At 47.6% G+C, this 19242-nt stretch carries 23 protein-coding genes; 7 read left to right on the top strand and 16 right to left on the bottom strand.

The genetic code is table 11. The features are described from left to right. Positions 1–45 precede the first annotated feature (45 nt). Positions 46–1257 carry an MFS transporter gene (locus tag AC3B4V_RS11050; protein WP_488378423.1) on the top strand — a complete coding sequence of 404 codons (1212 nt, stop codon included), beginning with the start codon at positions 46–48 and terminating at the stop codon, positions 1255–1257. Positions 1258–1273: 16 nt separating this feature from the next. Here the strand turns inward: AC3B4V_RS11050 and AC3B4V_RS11045 are convergent, their stop codons facing one another. The 3 genes from AC3B4V_RS11045 to AC3B4V_RS11035 all read right to left on the bottom strand — a co-directional run bounded on the left by AC3B4V_RS11045 (position 1274) and on the right by AC3B4V_RS11035 (position 5299). Next, positions 1274–1819, bottom strand: a complete 546-nt coding sequence (locus AC3B4V_RS11045; protein WP_488378422.1) for a ribonuclease FAU-1 family protein — start codon at positions 1817–1819, stop codon at positions 1274–1276. A 105-nt stretch (positions 1820–1924) separates the two neighbouring features. Next, complete coding sequence (gene bglA, locus AC3B4V_RS11040; RefSeq protein ID WP_050677235.1) at positions 1925–3382, bottom strand: 6-phospho-beta-glucosidase BglA; 1458 nt, start codon at positions 3380–3382, stop codon at positions 1925–1927. 24 nt (positions 3383–3406) lie between these two features. Continuing rightward, a complete protein-coding gene (locus AC3B4V_RS11035; RefSeq protein ID WP_488378421.1) occupies positions 3407–5299 on the bottom strand; it encodes a beta-glucoside-specific PTS transporter subunit IIABC in 1893 nt (630 codons plus the stop codon). A 165-nt stretch (positions 5300–5464) separates the two neighbouring features. Between AC3B4V_RS11035 and AC3B4V_RS11030 the strand changes: the two genes are divergently transcribed. Then, positions 5465–6175 (top strand): GntR family transcriptional regulator, encoded by a 711-nt coding sequence (locus AC3B4V_RS11030; protein ID WP_488378420.1) that lies wholly within the window; start codon positions 5465–5467, stop codon positions 6173–6175. Between the two features lie 18 nt (positions 6176–6193). Next, on the top strand, positions 6194–6649 hold the full coding sequence (locus tag AC3B4V_RS11025; RefSeq protein ID WP_488378419.1) for a hypothetical protein: 456 nt from the start codon (positions 6194–6196) through the stop codon (positions 6647–6649). Positions 6650–6741: 92 nt separating this feature from the next. On the opposite strand, the gene AC3B4V_RS11020 is transcribed toward AC3B4V_RS11025, so the two are convergent. After that, the gene (locus tag AC3B4V_RS11020) at positions 6742–7083 is read right to left on the bottom strand and encodes a hypothetical protein (protein WP_488378418.1); all 342 of its coding nucleotides are present in this window, start codon (positions 7081–7083) and stop codon (positions 6742–6744) included. Positions 7084–7404: 321 nt separating this feature from the next. Here AC3B4V_RS11020 and AC3B4V_RS11015 point away from each other — a divergent pair, with 321 nt between their 5' ends. Further along, positions 7405–8790 (top strand): MFS transporter, encoded by a 1386-nt coding sequence (locus AC3B4V_RS11015; protein WP_023468496.1) that lies wholly within the window; start codon positions 7405–7407, stop codon positions 8788–8790. 228 nt (positions 8791–9018) lie between these two features. Here the strand turns inward: AC3B4V_RS11015 and AC3B4V_RS11010 are convergent, their stop codons facing one another. The 3 genes from AC3B4V_RS11010 to AC3B4V_RS11000 are packed head-to-tail and all read right to left on the bottom strand — an operon-like array spanning position 9019 to position 10950. Next, positions 9019–9651, bottom strand: coding sequence for an HAD hydrolase-like protein (locus AC3B4V_RS11010; protein ID WP_488378417.1), 633 nt, complete (start codon positions 9649–9651; stop codon positions 9019–9021). A gap of 28 nt (positions 9652–9679) precedes the next feature. Continuing rightward, positions 9680–10141, bottom strand: coding sequence for an AAA family ATPase (locus tag AC3B4V_RS11005; RefSeq protein ID WP_488378416.1), 462 nt, complete (start codon positions 10139–10141; stop codon positions 9680–9682). After that, on the bottom strand, positions 10138–10950 hold the full coding sequence (locus AC3B4V_RS11000) for an MBL fold metallo-hydrolase (RefSeq protein WP_488378415.1): 813 nt from the start codon (positions 10948–10950) through the stop codon (positions 10138–10140). The genes AC3B4V_RS11005 and AC3B4V_RS11000 overlap by 4 nt, the downstream gene beginning before the upstream one ends. Positions 10951–11078: 128 nt before the next feature. On the opposite strand from AC3B4V_RS11000, the gene AC3B4V_RS10995 reads away from it, so the two are divergent. Then, complete coding sequence (locus tag AC3B4V_RS10995) at positions 11079–11462, top strand: VOC family protein (protein ID WP_195864896.1); 384 nt, start codon at positions 11079–11081, stop codon at positions 11460–11462. Between the two features lie 79 nt (positions 11463–11541). On the opposite strand, the gene AC3B4V_RS10990 is transcribed toward AC3B4V_RS10995, so the two are convergent. Together AC3B4V_RS10990 and AC3B4V_RS10985 are read right to left on the bottom strand one after the other, a co-directional pair. After that, on the bottom strand, positions 11542–11937 hold the full coding sequence (locus tag AC3B4V_RS10990) for an RrF2 family transcriptional regulator (protein WP_262415731.1): 396 nt from the start codon (positions 11935–11937) through the stop codon (positions 11542–11544). A 269-nt stretch (positions 11938–12206) separates the two neighbouring features. Then, positions 12207–12596, bottom strand: a complete 390-nt coding sequence (locus AC3B4V_RS10985) for a thiol-disulfide oxidoreductase DCC family protein (protein WP_488378414.1) — start codon at positions 12594–12596, stop codon at positions 12207–12209. A 202-nt stretch (positions 12597–12798) separates the two neighbouring features. On the opposite strand from AC3B4V_RS10985, the gene AC3B4V_RS10980 reads away from it, so the two are divergent. Continuing rightward, the gene (locus AC3B4V_RS10980; protein ID WP_488378413.1) at positions 12799–13542 is read left to right on the top strand and encodes an SDR family oxidoreductase; all 744 of its coding nucleotides are present in this window, start codon (positions 12799–12801) and stop codon (positions 13540–13542) included. A gap of 55 nt (positions 13543–13597) precedes the next feature. Here AC3B4V_RS10980 and AC3B4V_RS10975 read toward each other — a convergent pair whose 3' ends face one another. Genes AC3B4V_RS10975 through AC3B4V_RS10960 form a run of 4 tightly spaced genes read right to left on the bottom strand, consistent with a single transcriptional unit; the run spans position 13598 to position 15336 of the window. Then, positions 13598–14056 (bottom strand): NUDIX hydrolase, encoded by a 459-nt coding sequence (locus AC3B4V_RS10975; protein ID WP_223040442.1) that lies wholly within the window; start codon positions 14054–14056, stop codon positions 13598–13600. Beyond that, positions 14028–14753 carry an alpha/beta fold hydrolase gene (locus AC3B4V_RS10970; protein ID WP_488378412.1) on the bottom strand — a complete coding sequence of 242 codons (726 nt, stop codon included), beginning with the start codon at positions 14751–14753 and terminating at the stop codon, positions 14028–14030. The genes AC3B4V_RS10975 and AC3B4V_RS10970 overlap by 29 nt, the downstream gene beginning before the upstream one ends. Continuing rightward, positions 14743–15156, bottom strand: coding sequence for an RDD family protein (locus AC3B4V_RS10965; RefSeq protein ID WP_255998103.1), 414 nt, complete (start codon positions 15154–15156; stop codon positions 14743–14745). Before AC3B4V_RS10965 ends, AC3B4V_RS10970 begins: the two co-directional genes overlap by 11 nt. Positions 15157–15168: 12 nt before the next feature. Next, positions 15169–15336: a hypothetical protein gene (locus tag AC3B4V_RS10960; RefSeq protein ID WP_023468507.1), complete on the bottom strand. Its 168-nt coding sequence runs from the start codon at positions 15334–15336 to the stop codon at positions 15169–15171. A gap of 122 nt (positions 15337–15458) precedes the next feature. Here AC3B4V_RS10960 and AC3B4V_RS10955 point away from each other — a divergent pair, with 122 nt between their 5' ends. Next, on the top strand, positions 15459–16385 hold the full coding sequence (locus AC3B4V_RS10955) for a zinc-dependent alcohol dehydrogenase (RefSeq protein WP_488378411.1): 927 nt from the start codon (positions 15459–15461) through the stop codon (positions 16383–16385). Here AC3B4V_RS10955 and AC3B4V_RS10950 read toward each other — a convergent pair. The 3 genes from AC3B4V_RS10950 to AC3B4V_RS10940 form a co-directional block, all read right to left on the bottom strand. Further along, the gene (locus AC3B4V_RS10950) at positions 16367–16963 is read right to left on the bottom strand and encodes a hypothetical protein (RefSeq protein WP_488378410.1); all 597 of its coding nucleotides are present in this window, start codon (positions 16961–16963) and stop codon (positions 16367–16369) included. The genes AC3B4V_RS10955 and AC3B4V_RS10950 overlap by 19 nt on opposite strands. Beyond that, positions 16964–17563, bottom strand: a complete 600-nt coding sequence (locus tag AC3B4V_RS10945; RefSeq protein ID WP_488378409.1) for a DUF5694 domain-containing protein — start codon at positions 17561–17563, stop codon at positions 16964–16966. A gap of 239 nt (positions 17564–17802) precedes the next feature. Further along, complete coding sequence (locus AC3B4V_RS10940) at positions 17803–19155, bottom strand: phenylacetate--CoA ligase family protein (protein ID WP_488378408.1); 1353 nt, start codon at positions 19153–19155, stop codon at positions 17803–17805. Positions 19156–19242 lie beyond the last annotated feature (87 nt).

The following is a 19242-nucleotide window of genomic DNA, read 5'->3' as shown; positions in this document are numbered from 1 at the left end:
TTTTCTGGTATACTATTGGAAAATGATGTAAGAAAGGGTGCTGTCATGTCTTCTCGGGAAGGAATACTCTTAAGTGCGCTCGGTATTTCACAGTTTGGTGACTTCATTTATCTCGTTGCGATCAACGTATATATCTATCGCTTGACCGGCTCAGCGTCAGCCGTTGCTGCGCTGTGGATCATCAGTCCGGTCGTCGCTCTCATCATCAAGTCGTTCGCAGGAAGTTGGGTCGACCGATCCGACTTACGTCGACTGTTTATTCAGACTGATTTGTTGCGTGCTTTCTTAATCGGGATCATGCCATTTTTACCATTATCGTTGCTTTACATCGATTTGATCGCCTTAGCTATCATCAAAGCGGTCGTTGAACCGGCAACGTTGACCTACATCACGACGCTTGTTTCACAAAACGATCGGACGTCGTTTAATGCCTATCGTAGTCTGATCACGTCTGGTGCCTTTTTAGTTGGTCCGGCTCTCGCTGGAGGACTGCTCTATGTTGCTTCTGCCGACGTTGCCATTTGGCTCAACGCCATCTCGTTTCTCGGATCAGCTGTCCTGCTGATGCGCTTACCGCGTTTTACCGCTTCGGTCGAACGAGGGATGCGGCTGCAAGACATTATATCCGATTGGCGGCTTGTCTATCAGTTCAGCAAAAGCGCATGCTACGTGACCGGATTATACATCCTCGCGATGCTGATGATGATCGCGACACTTGCACTTGATACGCAAGAAGTCGTCTTTTTACAGCGAAGCATCGGCTTATCGGAAACCGATTATGGTTTACTGATGAGTCTGACTGGGATCGGTTCCGTCGCCGGCAGCTGGGTCGTCGCCCGCTACGCCAAAACACTCTCCGTTCGGATGATGCTGACGATCGGCTATGTATTCGTCGCCGTCGGTTACATGCTGTATGCAAGTGCGAATTCGTTTTCAATCGTCTGTATCGGTTTCTTGTTGCTCGGTTGTTTCCACGCATTTGCGGGGACCGGTTTCCTAACGTTCCAACAGACGAATATCCCACTCCACTTAATGGGGCGCTTTACGAGTCTTTACGGAGTCGGTGTCAGTTTGCTACAGATTCTAGCGATCGTCGCGATCGGTCTGCTCGGTGATATCTGGTCGATTCGCTTCAGTACGATTCTATTTGCCGGTCTCCTTGTAATTGTAACGATCTTTTTTCTTGGATTGGTTCTCCTCCCGAGCAAGCAACAGTATTTCGCAACGAACGAGATTAACGAAGAACGACATGCCTAAAAAACAGGGAACCCCGTCAACGCGGTGTTCCCTGTTTAAGTTGCTGTTTTATCACTTCTGCGTGTGCGACGAGCGGAAAAGATCCATCTTGTAGTTGTTTTTGCAGTCGCTTCGCTTCTGCCCAAGCGAGCACGTATTCCGCTTGTGAGATAATCCCTTGCTCCTGCGCTGCTTCTAGTTCGTCCGTGTCGATTAACAAAACTTGTCCCGATGGCAAAACGATCAGATCGAGAAACAGATCCTCCCAGTATATACGTCCGTCCTCTACTCCGGTACAAAGACAGATATCGACATAGGTTTGTACTAACTGACCTGTGGCGTCAAACATCGAGGTCACGGCATGCTGTGCATCGCTTGGGAATTGTTGTACCCAGACGTAACCAGCGTCAGCGATTCGAATCGTTTCGTCACCATAACGGACGTCTAACGGTGAAGTGACTCCAATGAGTTGAAGGAGTGTCACATGTCCTTTGAACACTTCGTTGTCTACTTGTTCATGAACATAGTGTCTTTGTGTGATGCGACGCCAGTCACGTCGATCGGCATAGCGTTTTTTAATCATTTACCGGTCCTCCGTTTTTTCCTTAGTGTGCCATACCCCACTTCTTTTTCATTATAATTCTTTAAAAAAAGAGGCAACGGATTTTTTCCGTTACCCCTTACTTCATCATTTGGCCGTCTCTGAACCGTGTAACGCAGCACCATTCGTCTCGATGACGTGACGATACCAATCGAACGAATCCTTTTTCATCCGTTCCATCGATCCGTTACCCTCGTTATCCCGATCGACGTAGATCATGCCGTAGCGTTTTTTCATCTCCCCTGTCGTAAAGGAGACGATGTCGATGACGCCCCACGGCGTGTAACCAATCAATTCGACGCCATCTTCGAGTACAGCTGCTTTGAATGCTTCGATATGCGCACGCAAGTAATCAATTCGCGCCGTGTCATGAATCTGACCATCCTCGATCGTATCAATTGCACCAAAACCGTTCTCGACGATGAACAACGGAATCTGGTAGCGATCGTATAGACGATTCATCGCATATCGGAGACCAACCGGATCAATCGCCCAACCCCAATCACTCGACTGGATGTATGGGTTCTCAACGCCGTTCGCGAGACCACCGTTGACGATATTTCCCGTGTTATTGACGACAGCATCATGTTTAACGGTCGTCGACATATAGTAACTGAATCCGAGATAATCGACCGTTCCGTTTCGCAAGATTTCTGCGTCACCGTCTAGAATCGGAATATCATACCCTTCCCGTTTGAACTCATTCAACGCATAAGACGGATAGTAGCCGCGGACTTGGACGTCCGGGAAGAAATAGCGCTGACGCATCGATGTCTCAGCGAGCAGGATGTCTTCCGGGTGCGATGAATACGGATAGATCGGTACGTGCGAGACCATTGCTCCGATCTCGAAGTCCGGGTTGATCGCTTTTCCTTTCGCGACGGCAAGTGCACTTGCGAGTAACTCGTGGTGTCCCGTTTGATACATGACTTCCATCGCGTTCTCTTCCGGATCAAGGAGAACACCGGAATTCGTCCAGAGGAATAATGGATTGCTGACGTCCATCTTGTTGTTGATCTCATTGAACGTCATCCAGTACTTGACCTTGTCTTTGTAACGTGTGAAACAGACTTCCGCGAATTTTTCGAAGAACAGCGCTACTTTCCGGTTGCGGAAACCGCCATATTCACGCGCAAGATGGAGTGGCATCTCAAAATGCGACAACGTGATGATCGGCTCGATGCCGTATTTCAGTAATTCGTCGAAGACGTCATCATAGAACTTCAGTCCTTCTTCGTTCGGTTCTGTCTCGTCCCCGTTCGGGAAAATCCGACTCCAACCGATCGATGTCCGGAGACACTTCAGTCCCATCTCAGCGAACAGCGCGATGTCCTCTTTATAACGATGATAGAAATCAATCGCTTCATGGTTCGGATAAAATTCATCCTCTTCTACTTGATCCGTGATGCGACGAGCGACACCGTGCGCCCCTGCCGTCAATACATCGACGACGCTCGGTCCTTTTCCACCAGCGTTCCAGCCGCCTTCGAATTGATGCGCTGCTAACGCACCGCCCCATAAGAAATCGTTTGGTAATGTCTTCATCTTCATGTCCTCCTTCTATTTCTCTTACTTGATGATCGTCAAAATCTGTGTGTTTGCCGTCGTGACCGTCTCGTCCGTCGGTAGGATTTGTGCATAACTCTGCGTGTTCGTGATAATGATTGGCGTGATCGTCTCGAGTCCATGCGATTCAATCGCTGTCGCATCAAACGTTACGAGTAGATCGCCTGTCGTCACGGATTCGCCTTCTTTGACGTGAAGCGTAAACGGTTTACCGTCGAGCGTCACGGTCTCAAGACCGACATGGATCAAAACTTCGACACCACTCGTCGAGCGTAATCCGATCGCGTGACCTGACGGGGCGACCATGACGACGGTTCCGTCAAACGGAGCCGTGACCCGGTTGTTCGTCGGACGAATCGCTACCCCTTGTCCCATCGCACCGGAAGCAAAGACAGGATCCGGTACATCCGATAAGGCAACGATTTTTCCTTCAAGTGGTGCACGAAGCGTCTCTTCGTTCGTCAGCGTAGCGCTGACTTCTTGTTTTGCAACTGGTGTCGCTGTACTTGCAGGTGCTACGACCGGAGCAGCCTGCTCCCCGAAACCGAACACTTGAATCAAGACGATGGGTAGAATCAAGGCAATCGCCGTTCCGATCAATAATCCGATGATCGACGATGGATAGTCGGAATCGATGCCGTTGACGAGCGTCAATGGTCCCGGTAATCCGGCGTAGGCAAAGTAATACGGTTTAAAGAAACTTGCCGTGACTGCGCCGATTGCTCCCGAGATACAGCCATAGATGAACGGTTTTTTAAAACGGAGCGTCACCCCATAGATGGCTGGTTCCGTGATACCGAAGATGCCCGTCAGTCCGGCTGAGACCCCGACTTTTTTCGTTTCTTTGTTACGTGCTTTCAAGATGACCCCGATGACGGCACCGATTTGGGCGATGACGGCAATCGTTTGGTAGGCTTGGAACGAGTCGCGACCATATTGCTCGAAGTTTGCGAGCACCATCGGCGTGACACCCCAGTGGACACCGAAGATAACGATGACTTGCCAGAAGCCACCGATGATGAGACCAGCTACCGCAGGAGCATTCTCCGCTAAGTAGTTATACCCGTTTGCGATCCCTTCTGCACCAAGCGTCGTGATCGGCCCGATCAAGAGAATCGTAAGCGGCACCATCAATACCATACTGAAGAATGGAACGAACAACGGACGAATGACTTCATGAATCGTCTTGTTCAGGAATCGCTCGACATAGGACAAAATCCAGACGAGGAATAATGGCGGTAAGACCGATGACGTATACGTTGTACCGGATAAAGCGATTCCTAGGAACGTGATGGATTCACCGGCAGTGATGCGTGCTGCGATATCTGCCCATGTTGGACTGACCAGTGCCGCACTACAGGCGACCGCGATGAAGGCGTTGACCTTAAAATGATTCGCTGCCGTGATGGCAATGAAAATCGGCAAGAACGTAAATGGTGCCCATGAGATGAAGCTGAAGACTTCATACGTACCTGTCTTCGCAAATACCGGAAAAGCGAGCGTCGTCAAAATTAAAGTTCCCTGCAGAATCCCCGCTGCAGCTAAGATGTAGACGAACGGTGCAAAGACGGCTGACATCGTCGCTATGATTCGGTTGAGGACCGTTCCTTTCGGTGCCTCTTCCGTTTCTGGTTGCTCCAGATCGACGAGTTTCACAAATTCTTGATGGACTTCTCCGACGTGTTGACCAATGACGACCTGAAATTGCCCGCCAGACTCAACGACCGTAATGACGCCAGGTAATGCACTGACTGTTTCCTTGGCTGACGAATCCGATCGTTTCAAGACAAGACGAAGTCGTGTGGCACATCTGACGGCGCTGATGACGTTATCTTCTCCCCCGACAGCTTCTAATATCGAATGCGCTAACTGTTGATAATCACGAACCTTGCCCATATCGTGTCCCTCCCCTGAATAAAACGCGTTGAATACCCTTTCATTTTAATTGTACATGCACAATTAATCAATACATAAATAATTGAATTTAACATGTTATTAATCAAGAGAAGGCTTATGCTATACTGAATAAAGAAAAAAGTTCGCAAGAAAAGAAGGTGTCCTATGCTGAAATACCAACAGACAGCCGATGAAATCGAACGGTACATAGAACAACATGAGTTGAAACAAGGGGACAAACTACCGATTCTCGAAGAGTTGATCCGGCAGTTCGCTGTCAGTAAGACGACGATGACAAAATCACTTGAGTTACTTGAACGAAAAGGAATCATCTTTCAAGTCCGTGGAAGCGGGATTTTTGTCCGGAAGACGAATCGCACTGGCTACATTCGCCTGTTCTCGACCCAAGGATTCAAGCAGAATCTCGTCGGTCATACGATCGAGTCGACCGTTCTCGCACTCGAATCAATCGCTGCAACCGATAACATCGCGAAGAATCTCGGGATCGAGGCAGGTGAGACGGTTTATTACGTCAAGCGAATCCGCTACATCGACGGCAAGATCCTCTGTCTCGAAGAGTCTTACTATCGTCAATCGATCGTTCCGTACTTAAATCGTGAAATCGTCGAGCAGTCGATCTTCGAATACTTAGAGACGGCACTCCAATTGAATATTGGGTTCTCGGATATGTATATGCACGTCGGGAAGTTAAGCGCTGAGTCGGCTCGTCATCTGGATCTCACCGAGGGCGATCCTGGATTAACGATTGAGACGGTATTTCATTTGACGAACGGTCGTCCGTTCGACTATTCCGTCATCACATACCACTATGAACATTCGCATTTCGTCGTTCAGGCAAATGGGCTATATTTATGAGTAACGGAGCTAAATCAAATGAATCGTGAACTCATTCTGTATTATGGAATGCTTATACTCGGAATCATTACACTTTTTGGTGGTATCTTCTTTACGATTGATACATGGAAAGACTCGACAGAAACATTTAAAGACAAATTTCAGTTCATCTTTATCACGTTACTTGGAGTTGGACTACTTTACTGGACGGTCCCTAGCCTATCGCAAATCGTCTTCAAGGACTACGCTGTCATCAAAGGTGACTGTTATGTAGAGGAAAACTCAGGCAAGACACAATCCATGTCTATTATTTTCGACGCAACCGGGGATTATGAGGATTTTACCTTTCAAGATTATCCGGAATTAGGAGCGTACGGAGAAGACGTGCCCTATTTCTGTCGCGTCATTTCAACAAAGAACCATCGATTTCAGATTTCCTATAAAATCTACGATTTTAAGACACATAAACAACTCTCCTCTTCCGAAGATGATTAAAACAAAAAGGATTGTATGAGCAGATGCCCATGCAATCCTTTTGAAGTTCTTACAATAATGAGACAAGCCAATCGTTGTCTCATTTCATTGTGTTATAACCGAATTTCTTCTTTACTCGAATTTTCGAGATACAGTTCCCCATCAAACGTCGTCAAGGCAATCACTTTCCCGTCTTTTTCATACCACGCCGTCGCTCCTTCACGATCGAGTTCTTTCCAACCGGCTTGGCGAATCCGGGTTCCATAGAATAGACCCGGTCCATCGGTTTCCGAGACAAGACGCGTTTTGATTTTCCACTCACCTTGTTTTTCAACTGCCGTAACAAATCGTGGCACCGGAAAACCGGATACCTTCGATTCTTGAAATCCAGCATACCTACCACCGACGACTACAATGAGCCCAAGACATATAATGGCGATCCATTTCTTTTTCATAAGCATTCTCCTTTACTTTCCACCCTCATTTTAAAATTACCAAAATATAGTCTTCTTTCCCTCATCCTAAAGGCCGATTACTGATTTTTTCGTCGTGAAAACATATGAAAATTGTTTCGAATTTATGAAAACATCCAAAAAAATTTCAATTTTTTTCATAAAAAATGCACACCCCTGTTCGTCCTTAGAGTCGCAACGGTTTGATAACTCCCGGCACAGAGCCATTTTCAGTCATTTTCAAGTGGTTAAGCGTATTAGCAACTTGACTTCATTTCCTGCTATGGTACGATACGAACTTATTAAAGGGAGTGAACAGAACTTATGAAATTCAGAAAAGAAAAAGTCAATGTCGTTGACATGCAGCAAACCAAAAAAAGTGTCTACGCGACCGGAATTGGGAATGCGATGGAATGGTTCGATTTTGGTCTTTATTCCTATCTCGCAATCATCATCAGTCAAAACTTCTTTAGCGCTGTTGAAAATGATGAACTGAAGCTCGTCTTTACATTTGCGACCTTTGCGATCGCTTTTTTAATGCGACCAATCGGCGGAATCGTCTTTGGACGCATCGGAGACCGACTCGGGCGGAAGGTCGTCTTAACGACGACGATCGTCATGATGGCTGGTTCGACGCTCATCATTGGACTATTACCGACCTATGATCAAATCGGAATTTGGGCACCGATTCTGTTATTGTTAGCCCGTATTTTACAAGGATTCTCGACTGGCGGTGAATACGCCGGTGCAATGGTCTACATCGCTGAGTCATCACCAGATAACAAACGAAGTGCTCTCGGAAGTGGACTTGAAATCGGTACACTCGGTGGATATATTCTCGCCTCATTACTTGCTACAACACTTTTCGTCACCTTATCGGATGATCAAATGGCATCTTGGGGATGGCGAATTCCCTTCATTCTTGGGGCACCACTCGGTTTATTTGGTCTCTATTTACGTCGTCACTTGGATGAATCACCGATCTTCGAAAATGAGATTAATGAAAACACAGAAGAGCCTGCGACATTCCGCGAAATTCTTCGCGACCACAAACGTGATATCATCGTTTGTTTCATCGCTGTTGCCTTCTTCAATATTACGAACTACATGCTCTTGTCCTACATGCCATCGTACCTCGATGAAGTCATCGGCATGTCAAGTTCGACAAGTACGATTCTAATTACTGGTGTCATGGTGATCATGATTCCGCTCGCTTACTTCTTCGGGAAGCTCAGTGATAAAAAAGGGAATCGTAATATCGTCCTTTTCGCGTTAGCCGGACTATCGTTGCTTTCGATCCTGTCGTTCTTCTTGATTGGTCTTAAACCGCTCTTGTTCGTCGGAATCGGAATCTTCATCCTCGGCTTCTTCTTGGCGATCTTTGAAGGAACGATGCCAAGTCTTCTACCGAGTATCTTCTATACGGATGTCCGTTACCGGACGCTATCCGTGACGTTCAACGTCTCGGTCTCAATCTTCGGTGGAACGACGCCACTCGTTTCGACATGGCTCGTTCATACGACACAAAACCCGCTCGCTCCTGCTTTCTATCTAACAGCAGTCAGCGTCATCGGCTTCGTCACGTTCTTCTTCTTCTTTAAGAATACAGCTGGTAAGGCACTCAAAGGATCGCATCCGACTGTATCGAGTGAAAAAGAAGTCGCGTCGATCGCGAAGAAACCGGACGACGCCCTCTGGTGGGCAGAATAATTGCTATAAGTAAAAGGGAGGACAGATCATCAATCTGTCCTCCCTTATCTCGTAATAAAAAAATGACGCGTCACACGCCACTCCTACAGGAAAAACGCATTTATGCGTTGTAAGAGACGAACAAGACCCGCTTTCCTGCTTAAATGAAGCAGGAAAACTGGCTTGTGTCTCGCCTGAGGAAAGGGCGTGAAAAGACGCGTCATTCTTTTTTGGAGTCAGCCCCCTTTTTTAGTAGACAGCACTCAACTCTTTTACGACGCGGTCTGCGACTGCAAGTTCCTGCTCTTGTGCAAAATCGAACTGACAACCGATTGCTAACAGTCCGTTCGCATGCGCCGCTTTGAAATCAGATATGCGGTCACCGACAACGTAGCCTGACGAGATGGCGTGCGTCTTACAAATCTCTCGTACGAGTGCCGATTTATCACCGGAACGGATGTCTTCAATACTATAGACATGATCGATATAGGCTTCGAGTCCATATGTCGTCACGATCGCTGACAAGTAGGATGGCCACCCATTACTGGCGATATAGACGGAGTGATCCGCTTGTTTCAAACGACTTAGCAACTCGACCGTTCCTGGATATAGGCAACCGTGCCCCGCCTTGACTGCCTGCTCTATGCTACGGCGAAACTTTTGATCCGCAGCCTGTTGGTCTGTGGCTGAAAAGTCCGGCAACAACGTCTGCCAGACTTTCGGTAACGAGACGCCCATGATCTGCTGATAGAGGGCGACTGGTGTCTCTCCTTCCCAGCGCCCCGTCTGACGCAACTCATGAAAGACATCTTCTAGCGCATGCGCAAGCACAGCATTCGTTTGAAACAACGTTCCATCCATGTCAAAAATGTAATGTGTCATTCGCTCTCCCCCATCTGCTCTTGTTCTATCATTGAATCACGGATTCTATCGATCTATCCTCAGCAATCAGACGATCCGTCGAGCGGTGATCTTGATCAATCCACCAACGTTTCATATCTGTCTCAGAAAACTCCGTCGGCTGGCGCATCGCATGGCGACGGACGGTTTCTTCGAATGAGACGTCAAAATAATACGCCGTGTACCGTGAAGTAAAGTGGCGTTCTAACCGGTCAATCATCTCACCGTACCAGTCTTGTGCAAGAATCCCTTCCAGCAGAATCGTCGCGTGGCGTCCGTCAGCAAGTCCGACCAACTCCTCGATCCAGCGAATCGCCGGATTCCCTGGTCCATCTTTTACGTTCAACATTTCCCTGCGGATGACATCTTGCGACAATAGGATGCTATTCGGTAAGACCGATCGTAACGCTTTAGCAAGCGTCGTTTTTCCACTACCAGAATTCCCGCGGATGACGATCAATCGCGACTTCATGTCGTGAACCAATCCCCGTTCAAGGCAGCAATGTACCGCTCTGCAGAGCGCGCCACTGCTTGAGACGCACCGGTTTCGATTTTCCGATGAAAGGCGTCATATAATTTTTCAAAGTGAAGCGGACGTAACGTTTCTGCCATTCGCGCGACCGTCTTTGCCGGAAGCGGAATCACATTCGGATAGCTGTACATGAAACTGACCCAAGCCCGATCGGCAACGATCCGAATGATGTCCCCTGTCAACAATAGCCCCGCTGATGCGTCTTTTCGTTCACAGATGACTGCTCCTTTGAAGTGACCACCGATGCGATGTAACATCACATCTTCCGCCAACTCCAAGCGTTCACCACTCCAGAAGACAATGTGTTCGCTTGGTCGCGTCACGAACGACGCATCATCTTCATGAATATAGATTGGTACGTCAAAAGTCTCCGCCCATTCGACTTGTGTCGCGTAATAATGCGGATGTGATAAAGCAATCGCCTGAATCCCGTCTAATTCGTCAAGTTGCTTTTTTGTTGTTGAATCAAGATATGTAATGCAGTCCCATAACAGGTTAAACGATTTTCCTTGGACAAGATATGCCGTCTGACCGATCCCGAACGCTGGTGTCGTCTGAATCGCATAGACGCCTGCTCCGTCGTCACTAATGACGTTTTGATACGTTCCTGACGTTTGCATGGCAACGAGCGTCGTCCACGTTTGACCAGTGGGATTGACATACTGTCGTTCCTCTAAGCAAATCGGACACGTTTCGCGATGCGGATTGATTTGTTCGACACCACACGTCGTACAGATGATGGTTTCCATATCATCATTCCTTTCCAATTCATAAATGATTTTCCTTATATATCATACCATATTCCATTTATAGGGATTGAAGGAATTAAGAGGCGTTTATCGAAAGGAACATGATATGAAAAAAGGAGGAGATTCTCATGTCAATTTCGACCCATCTCATTGCGCCTCGCTTGAATGCTGTCTTTTTGCATGTTCAGGATGTGAAGCGTTCCGCTGCATGGTATCACCAGTTACTACAGTTGCCGTTTGATGCGTCGCATGTCTCGTCACCTGTTTACAACCTCCCACTCGAAGGTCCAACGAGTTTGACGCTCGATGATCACTCGAATGACGCAACGTACCAACATCACCCTTCCCCTCATGCCTTGTTTAATTTTTATACGACAGATATTGATGCATCTTATCAGTTCGTGTTGTCGTTACAGGCACCCATCATCCGCGACATCGAGCGTTTCGATGATTTTGCTTACTTTACGTTTGCGGATCCTGACGGTAATGTCTTAATGCTCTGTACCGGATAAGACAAAAGCAGGTCGAACCACTACTGTGGCTCGACCTGCTTCGTTTATGACACCGCTTTGACAGCTTCAGGTGGTAATTTCAATCAACTCGTGTTGGTGCCATTAGATCAATCAACGTGTAAGCACTTAACGTTTCTTTGAAGGACGAAAACGCCCGATCGAATGCACGACGCGTATTTTGTAAACTGCTATCGTCATGTGTTACAGACACGTTTTCCAGATAAGATACTTCTTCAAATAAGTGAACGACTTCTCCCAGTGTGATCGTGTCCGGTGATTTTGCTAATCTAAAGCCACCATTACGACCTTGTACAGAAATGATGAGACCAAACTTGCTCAATGCATGGACGATCTTCATTAAATGGTTCTTAGAAATATCATAATGCGTTGCCACTTCTTGAATTTGTACGAGACGGTTCGGACGCGACGCTGCAAAAATCAGCACGCGAATGGCATAGTCCGTAGAGCGAGTCATCTTCATTCATTTCACCTTCTTTTCTGATCCTTCATATTAAAGATTAAGAACTCATTCTTCTCAAGAGTCTTCAAATGAGCCCCTATCCAATTCGGGCGTGCATCTGCACATATATATCGATTATCTTAAAGGATAGGAAGGACTGAAATCTATAATTTTTTTCAGAAATAGGTAGAATGATATTTTAATTATCCTAATCTGTATGCTAAACGAGAAAAAATCCATGTACTTAATAAAACCGCGACCAAATTCGTCGCGGTTTTTCATCTTTAGTCGTGAAATCGAGCTCGCGTCTCTGGAGACGGCAGCGCGCACTGCTGCTTTTGTCCAAACCAGCGATGACGATTGTTCGCAATGAAATCATAGACGCGATCCCGAAGTGAACGTGGAACAATGCGAAGCACACTCAACAGACGCCATCCACCTTTTAAATGACGGGCAATCCGTAATGCAGCATCGGATTTAATATAGGGTACACCCTGGTCAATCACGACGACACTATCAATCGTTTCTGGGAGATGATGACGCCGGACTAACTCTTGCCCAGTCTCCCCTTGCAACGAGGCAAAATCATGATATCCTTTGTCTCGTTTCAAAATGAACTGGACACTCGCGTCACAGAGATTACATTCTCCGTCGAATAAGACGATTGCTTTCATGATCGATTCATCCTTCCCCACCTGTTTAACGAATAATTTCGTACACTTTTTCTTTACCACGTTTCAAGTCAAAACATGCATTTAATCAGTATGTTAAATCATGATAACGCTTCCGTTCATTGTCTTTCTTACGCTATACTGTTTTTGTAAACATTTGGAACCATTCATTTATTTGAATGTATTTATGTAAAGGAGCGTACATATGACGAAACGACCGATTGCCATCGTGACCGGTGCCAGTCAGACACGCGACATCGGAGCTGCGATTTGCCGCCAGCTTGCCATGTCTGGACATGACCTGGTCTTTACTTATTTTAAAGCAACAGCGGATTGGGCGGCTAGTTTTACGACCGAACTTGAAAATCAAGGTGCCCGCGTCCTTGCGATCGAACTTGATTTAGGTCAAGCAGATGCCGCTGATGATTTATTCGATCAGGTAGTAGACTTTGGAACACCAAGTATCCTGATCAACAACGCTGCCCATTCGACGATGACGGATTGGCGAACACTTGATGCAGCCAGTCTTGATCAACACTATGCCGTCAATCTCCGGGCACCGTTGTTGCTCGCGACACGTTTCACGAGACAATTCGTTGAAGCACATCTAACGTCCGGTCGTATCATTCAACTGACGTCCGGACAGGATCTCGGTCCGATGCCTGACGAGATTGCTTACGCTACGACAAAAGGTGCCTTGTCGACGTTTACGAAGACTTACGCGGCAGCCGTGGCACCGCTTGGCATCACCGTCAATGCGGTCAATCCGGGTCCGACAGATTCGACCTGGATGGATGAAGCAACACGGACGGCGCTTAAACCTAGTTTTCCGTTCGGACGAATCGGTGCGCCGGAAGACGTCGCACGATTGATCCAATTCCTCGTCAGTCCTGACGGTGGCTGGGTGACAGGGCAAGTCATCCATTCCGAGGGTGGCTTTGAACGCTGAATATGTCGCATGTAAAAACATCCCTCTGACGTTAAAATCAGAAGGATGTTTTGTGTTATCGAAAGACTGGACCCGGTTCCGTCAAAAAATCGTTCCAGGCGGTTTGATGCAGTTCACTATAGAGTTTTGGCATTTGGTATCTTTCAAAAAAAGCAACATCGAGTGATTCATCGGCATCAATCGTCAATTGTCCCTCATTGATTCGGCAAACGAAAAAATGGACGATCGGTTGGGCGACATCACCGTTTGGATACATCTCTTCGTATTTCGAATAGACACCACTCAAACGTTCGATCCTGACATGAAAACCGGTCTCTTCCAAAATCTCACGCTTTACGGCTTCAACGAGCGACTCTCCTAGTTCCAGTGCCCCGCCGGGAAAGCCCCATGCTTGTTGCTCCCGCCGTTTTTGAAGAAGAATGCGCCCCTCCTTGTCAAAGACAATCCCACCGGCAAAGTTCAACATCACTTTTTCCTGACCAACCTTACTGCGAAGAAAACGTATGTAGTCCATCTGTCGCTCCTTGAAGTTTGACGTGCTTCAGCCAGGCAATCAGTTGCTCGATCATGGTATCAGTCACGGTATGATTGACACCTGGAAAAACGTCTAATACGGTCGTTTGCGCCATACCTGCTTGTACAGCGGTTGCGTGATAGAACTGCTGGATCGATAGTGGAATGATATCATCGGCATCCCCGTGCAGGAGCAACCGTGGACGCTCATCCATCACACTGATTGGATCGAGCTTCCATGGTACATCTTCCTTTTTGATGGCAGGTCGCCCGTCGCGAACGCGGAATTGACGTTCTGCTTCAAGATAGGCACCGCCCCCATTGATCGCAACGAGTGCTTTAATCGGCTGACGCGACATGATCCCGTGGGCAATGAACCCACCCATCGAAACGCCGATTGCTATCACGTCTGAAACATGCCAGCCTGATTGTTCGATGATAGCTGTCGCTTCCGTAATCGATTGTTCGACGACGGACCAAAAATAGGTCGTCGTTATTTCTGGATCAAATGGATGATCAAGCGGATCACGTTGATCATGCCGAAGAAGTTCCGGGATGAAGACATCGTACCCTTCTTCAGATAATTGTCGCGCAAACTCTAGATAAGAAACAGCCGTTCCGCCCCAACCATGATAGAGGAGGATGGCTCCCATTGGTCGAGAGGCACGGACACTATGGACATGAAAATCAAGCTTCATTATTTAGCTTCTCCTGATTCAAGCGGACGATCGTTCTCGCGAAGTCATCTTCCGGTAATCGTTGTCCGTTCTCAAGAAACGGTTTCCAGTACGGTCGAATCTTAAATAGCGAGACCGTATCACGATAGACTGTTCGGCGGACAATTTGTTTTGTCGTCAACGGCAATCCGTTCTCGCTTTCAACCTGGATGCCGCAAATCCGACCACCAATCGTTTTTCCGTTCAACAGTTTTAATTGCGCGACTTCTCCTAGAAAACTGATTGTCGGTTGTGTCACGACGGCGTGAACGACTTCTGACTTCACACGTCGTAACACCGTTTTTTCGATGACGAAGGAAAGTCCGAAATAAACAGCTTGGTTGATGATATACGCACCGATTCGTCGTTTAGTCGTTGAATGCATAAATGGTCCTCCTTATACGTTGAAATAGACGACAGCGCCAAGTCCACTGACGGCAATCAAATAAAAGACGATTGCGAGTCGTTTGTTTGCAGCAGAAATATCCTTTCGGACGAGGATCTTACTATACCGATACGTCAAGAATGCGAACACGAGCAATGCCAAAATCAATAATGGTTCCATTCGATTCCCTCCTTTTCTTTCTAATTCTACATCATTTCTAGTTTCGAATTGTTATATTTTACAAGTAAAGTGGTATATGCTTGATCCGTATGTCATCAATCCAACAATGAAATGAGGTTTACATGTTGAACACTACAACGATTTGCTGTCTTGTTGAGTCGAAGACTCCTGGTTATCTTGTTCGGGAACTGCCGCCGCTTGGCATCCATGACGTCCACGTCCGCACTCTAGCCGGTGCCATTAGTATCGGTGCCGAACTTCCCCAATGGCTGGAACAAGACATGACCGAAACCAGCTATGACTATCCGCTCGAGACAGGATATGAAAGTTATGGCGAAGTGCTTGCAGTTGGTGACGCCGTCCAAATCGTCAAGCCCGGTGATCGGGTTGTCAGCTTCTATGGTCATCAAGATCAAGCGATCGTACCTGAATCGAAAGTCATCCCGGTTCCTGCTCACGTCTCACCACGTGAAGCCTTACTACTGATTCTGTCCTGTGACGCGGCAAAAGGCGTCCGTAAGCTGACATTGACACCCGATACAAGCGTCTTAGTTTCTGGAATGGGTACGATCGGTTTGCTGACAGTGCATTACTTACGGCATTATGTCAACGTTCGTCAGATTGATATCCTCGAGCCGCTTACGTCCCGAGCGGAGTTAGCGCGTCAATTAGGTGCCCGTGTCGTCACACCGGATTCAAGTATGTATGACGCCGCCATCGAATGTTCCGGACGCCAAGCGGCCTTTGCCGAGCTTCAGTCTGTTGTCCGTCCTCATGGTGCAATCTGCGTCTTATCGGACGGCAACCGGGAAGCCTTGACGTTGACGCCCGCGTTTCACGCAAAAGAACTTCGGATCATTGCATCGAGTGACGGCTGGGACTACCGCAAGCATGCAGACTGGCTCTTTTCAGACGAGCGTCATGCGACATTGCCCGCTTTGTTCGAACACGAGACTTCGTTTTCGAAGCTTGCCAGTTGCTTCGCTAGCTTAATGGAAACACCAGATCTCCCAATCAAAGTATTCGTTGATTATGAGCAGACGAGCTGAACACCGTTCGGATCCGTACCTACGAGCGATACGTCGGAAAAGACTGCTTCTTGTAAGACGGTCTTCTCTCCGCGGACGGTTTGGATTTGTGAAATCGGTCGATCGAACAGTTTCGTTAAATCCGCTTCTAACCCTTCGCGCGGTGTCGTTAGAATTAAACGCTCAAGTGTCGTTCCATCAGTATCCGCAATTACATCTTCATGGACTTGCAGTTCAATCCGTAATCCGTATGGTGTCTGCAAGAACGTCCGCCGCTCGTTCGCTTGGACCGTGAACGATAACGTTTCTGCGCGATCAAGAATCGTTTGCACGTCACCAGGCTGAATCAAAAATCCGATGTGATCGAAGCGAACCGTTTTTCCGAATCCGATCGTCACATTGACCGCTCCCCGTTTCATTTCAATGATTCGGAATAAAATGTGATCTGCTCGAAAATCATCCCATGATAGAGGTGGATTGAACGACGAAAATTCTCCGTCTTTCTTCCCAATCCGCTGGGAAACGTGAAATCCGCGTGCCGTGTACCATGCTTCTGTTTCTTCCAAATGTGGTGTCCAAATATGGTAGTGAAATAGCATTTACATACACTCCTTTTTGTTGTTCCAATCGTTCCACGTCATCACTTCGACTTGGTTCGATTCATTCAAATATTGTCGTAATAACGGGAGGTGCGCAGCACCGTACAAACAGACGATTCGTTTGTTCGCCTGAGCGAGGTGCAGTAAACGATTTGCGATCTTTTGATTGCGGACTCGCCAGTAACGTTCAACCCAAATCCGACCGCTCTCCAGTCGTTCGATTTGATCATAGATTCTAGCCGACGCTGCAATCGTTTCTTCAGCGTGCAATCGATCGAGCCATTCGGAGAAGGATGACTGCTCCATCGCGTGCTCTAACTGTTGGGTCCGATTCATCTCAGCCGCGACAATCGTCTCAAAGGCTTCCGGATGATGTGAACGGACGATTCCTAAATCCGGTACGCCGGGTACGATTTCGTTCCAATCGACCCCATGGAGATCTGCTACTCCCGCCATCCGGGCTAATCGAAAGCCAATTTGTTGCCGTTCATTTTCGGTTAAATCGCTCTCATGTTGATAGGTTTCATATGTATGTTGCAGGTCACTCATGCGTTCAGGTGCCGTCTCTAGGGCAACGCCTGTCGGTCGAAATGCGTTCAATCGAGCAACGACTTCTTGGATTTCTCGTTGCCTTCTCTCTGACGCGACATCAAAAATTGCCGGACGAATCAAATCACCATTGCCGGGCGATCGAGGTGGAACATGCCTAACAGTAAAATCTGAGGTTTCATCTATCCCCCTCCTTTTCCTGATTTTACCTTATACTTGGTAAAGGAAGCGACCTTTCTGCAGTGACTAACAAGAAAAAGTGGACAGATGGCGCCATCTGTCCACTTTTTTTATCCTGTTAAGCTTGATTTGACGAGCAAGATCTTACCACTTTCCTCAGCATCGATATATGAAACGGCTTGGACATCAAGATGGATATCACGACCGAACAAACGGTACAGCCGTTCCATCAGAAGATGTTCGTCTGATTGACTGAACCGCTCTGCGTCCGGAACGTAGTAGATCGATACGCTATCTGTCGTCATTTGAACATATTGAATACGCTCGATACTATTTGGCAAATGTTTGACGAGACTCGCCAGTTGCGCTTCAAAAATCTTTTGCCCATCCGGTTTTTGAATGAATGCCCGCCCCCTGCCGTCAATCGATTCTATGATTGGTCCCGGGTGACCACAGGAACAGGTGCGCTGACTGAGCGTCATCCGATCTCCGACCCGGTAGCGAATGAGGGGGGTCCCGTGTGTATCAAAACTCGTCACGAGAATCTCCCCGTCTGTATCGAGTTCGATGATCCCCATCTCATGATGCAGATGTTTTTGACCAAACCGGCATTCCGAAACGATTGGTGCCCCTTCAGACGATGCATACTGATCAAAGACTGGTCCGTGAAACACTTCTTCGATGACTTGGCGCTCTTCCGCGTCGATCCGTTCAGCCGTCGGAAAAATCGCAATCGGTTGACACGTCAAGCGGATCCCTTCTCGCTTCGCGAACCGGGCGAGCTCAATCATCGCTGACGGAAGACCATCGATCGTTTCTGGTTGAAAACGTTCGATGGCTTCAAGATACGCTGCCATCGTCCGTGGGGATAATCGTTTTACCGTGAACAAGAGCTGATTCGCCGCTCGATTCATTCGCCAATAGACGTCCACCTGTTGACGCTCGGGTACGAGATCCTGTGCCGTAAAGCTGATTCGTCGCATGCCACGGTAGACACCGTGGGTCGCCTTGAAATAATCCAGATGGGCCATGCGAATTTGCATATCCGGTATCGTATATCGTACTTGCAGTGACGTGCCTGTCGTTCCGCCCGTTTTCCCTATGATTGGCGCAGCGACATCTGTTTGAATGTTCTCCATGTGCGTTCGTAATATTTCTTTTGATAGTACAGGAATATGTTTTAGTTCGGATAAGTCCGTTAACGGCAGGCGAATGCCATGTGAAGCGAAGAGTTGACGGTAATAGGGACTGTGTTCCGTACAGAAGTGAAGGAAGTCATTTAAACGATCAAGTTGTTCCGCTTTGACGTCAATCGTCGTATGTTCTCGTTCGAGGAGCATCCGGAACCGTTCTTGATAGGCCGGTCCATAACGTTCGCGATGCAATTGATACCCATAGAGGGTTGTGAAGAGGTGCTGGAGAAATAGAGGAGAGCGATTGTAGATCTGCTCTTTGATACCCATGTCATCACGTCCTTTCGCAAGGGAAGTAACGGTTTCGATGTCTCTACGATAGCCTATGTACCTGACAAGAATATGACAAAAATAAGG

The organism is Exiguobacterium sp. E17S, from assembly GCF_057772545.1.
The sequence above is the reverse complement of the archived record's forward strand: the minus strand, read 5'-3'. Positions and strand labels throughout refer to the sequence as shown.

Coding starts and splice junctions, on each gene's coding strand:
- AC3B4V_RS11050 (WP_488378423.1), top strand. CDS start 46: ATGTCTTCTCGGGAAGGAATACTCTTAAGTGCGCTCGGTATTTCACAG.
- AC3B4V_RS11045 (WP_488378422.1), bottom strand. CDS start 1,819: ATGATTAAAAAACGCTATGCCGATCGACGTGACTGGCGTCGCATCACA.
- bglA (WP_050677235.1), bottom strand. CDS start 3,382: ATGAAGACATTACCAAACGATTTCTTATGGGGCGGTGCGTTAGCAGCG.
- AC3B4V_RS11035 (WP_488378421.1), bottom strand. CDS start 5,299: ATGGGCAAGGTTCGTGATTATCAACAGTTAGCGCATTCGATATTAGAA.
- AC3B4V_RS11030 (WP_488378420.1), top strand. CDS start 5,465: ATGCTGAAATACCAACAGACAGCCGATGAAATCGAACGGTACATAGAA.
- AC3B4V_RS11025 (WP_488378419.1), top strand. CDS start 6,194: ATGAATCGTGAACTCATTCTGTATTATGGAATGCTTATACTCGGAATC.
- AC3B4V_RS11020 (WP_488378418.1), bottom strand. CDS start 7,083: ATGAAAAAGAAATGGATCGCCATTATATGTCTTGGGCTCATTGTAGTC.
- AC3B4V_RS11015 (WP_023468496.1), top strand. CDS start 7,405: ATGAAATTCAGAAAAGAAAAAGTCAATGTCGTTGACATGCAGCAAACC.
- AC3B4V_RS11010 (WP_488378417.1), bottom strand. CDS start 9,651: ATGACACATTACATTTTTGACATGGATGGAACGTTGTTTCAAACGAAT.
- AC3B4V_RS11005 (WP_488378416.1), bottom strand. CDS start 10,141: ATGAAGTCGCGATTGATCGTCATCCGCGGGAATTCTGGTAGTGGAAAA.
- AC3B4V_RS11000 (WP_488378415.1), bottom strand. CDS start 10,950: ATGGAAACCATCATCTGTACGACGTGTGGTGTCGAACAAATCAATCCG.
- AC3B4V_RS10995 (WP_195864896.1), top strand. CDS start 11,079: ATGTCAATTTCGACCCATCTCATTGCGCCTCGCTTGAATGCTGTCTTT.
- AC3B4V_RS10990 (WP_262415731.1), bottom strand. CDS start 11,937: ATGACTCGCTCTACGGACTATGCCATTCGCGTGCTGATTTTTGCAGCG.
- AC3B4V_RS10985 (WP_488378414.1), bottom strand. CDS start 12,596: ATGAAAGCAATCGTCTTATTCGACGGAGAATGTAATCTCTGTGACGCG.
- AC3B4V_RS10980 (WP_488378413.1), top strand. CDS start 12,799: ATGACGAAACGACCGATTGCCATCGTGACCGGTGCCAGTCAGACACGC.
- AC3B4V_RS10975 (WP_223040442.1), bottom strand. CDS start 14,056: ATGGACTACATACGTTTTCTTCGCAGTAAGGTTGGTCAGGAAAAAGTG.
- AC3B4V_RS10970 (WP_488378412.1), bottom strand. CDS start 14,753: ATGAAGCTTGATTTTCATGTCCATAGTGTCCGTGCCTCTCGACCAATG.
- AC3B4V_RS10965 (WP_255998103.1), bottom strand. CDS start 15,156: ATGCATTCAACGACTAAACGACGAATCGGTGCGTATATCATCAACCAA.
- AC3B4V_RS10960 (WP_023468507.1), bottom strand. CDS start 15,336: ATGGAACCATTATTGATTTTGGCATTGCTCGTGTTCGCATTCTTGACG.
- AC3B4V_RS10955 (WP_488378411.1), top strand. CDS start 15,459: ATGTTGAACACTACAACGATTTGCTGTCTTGTTGAGTCGAAGACTCCT.
- AC3B4V_RS10950 (WP_488378410.1), bottom strand. CDS start 16,963: ATGCTATTTCACTACCATATTTGGACACCACATTTGGAAGAAACAGAA.
- AC3B4V_RS10940 (WP_488378408.1), bottom strand. CDS start 19,155: ATGGGTATCAAAGAGCAGATCTACAATCGCTCTCCTCTATTTCTCCAG.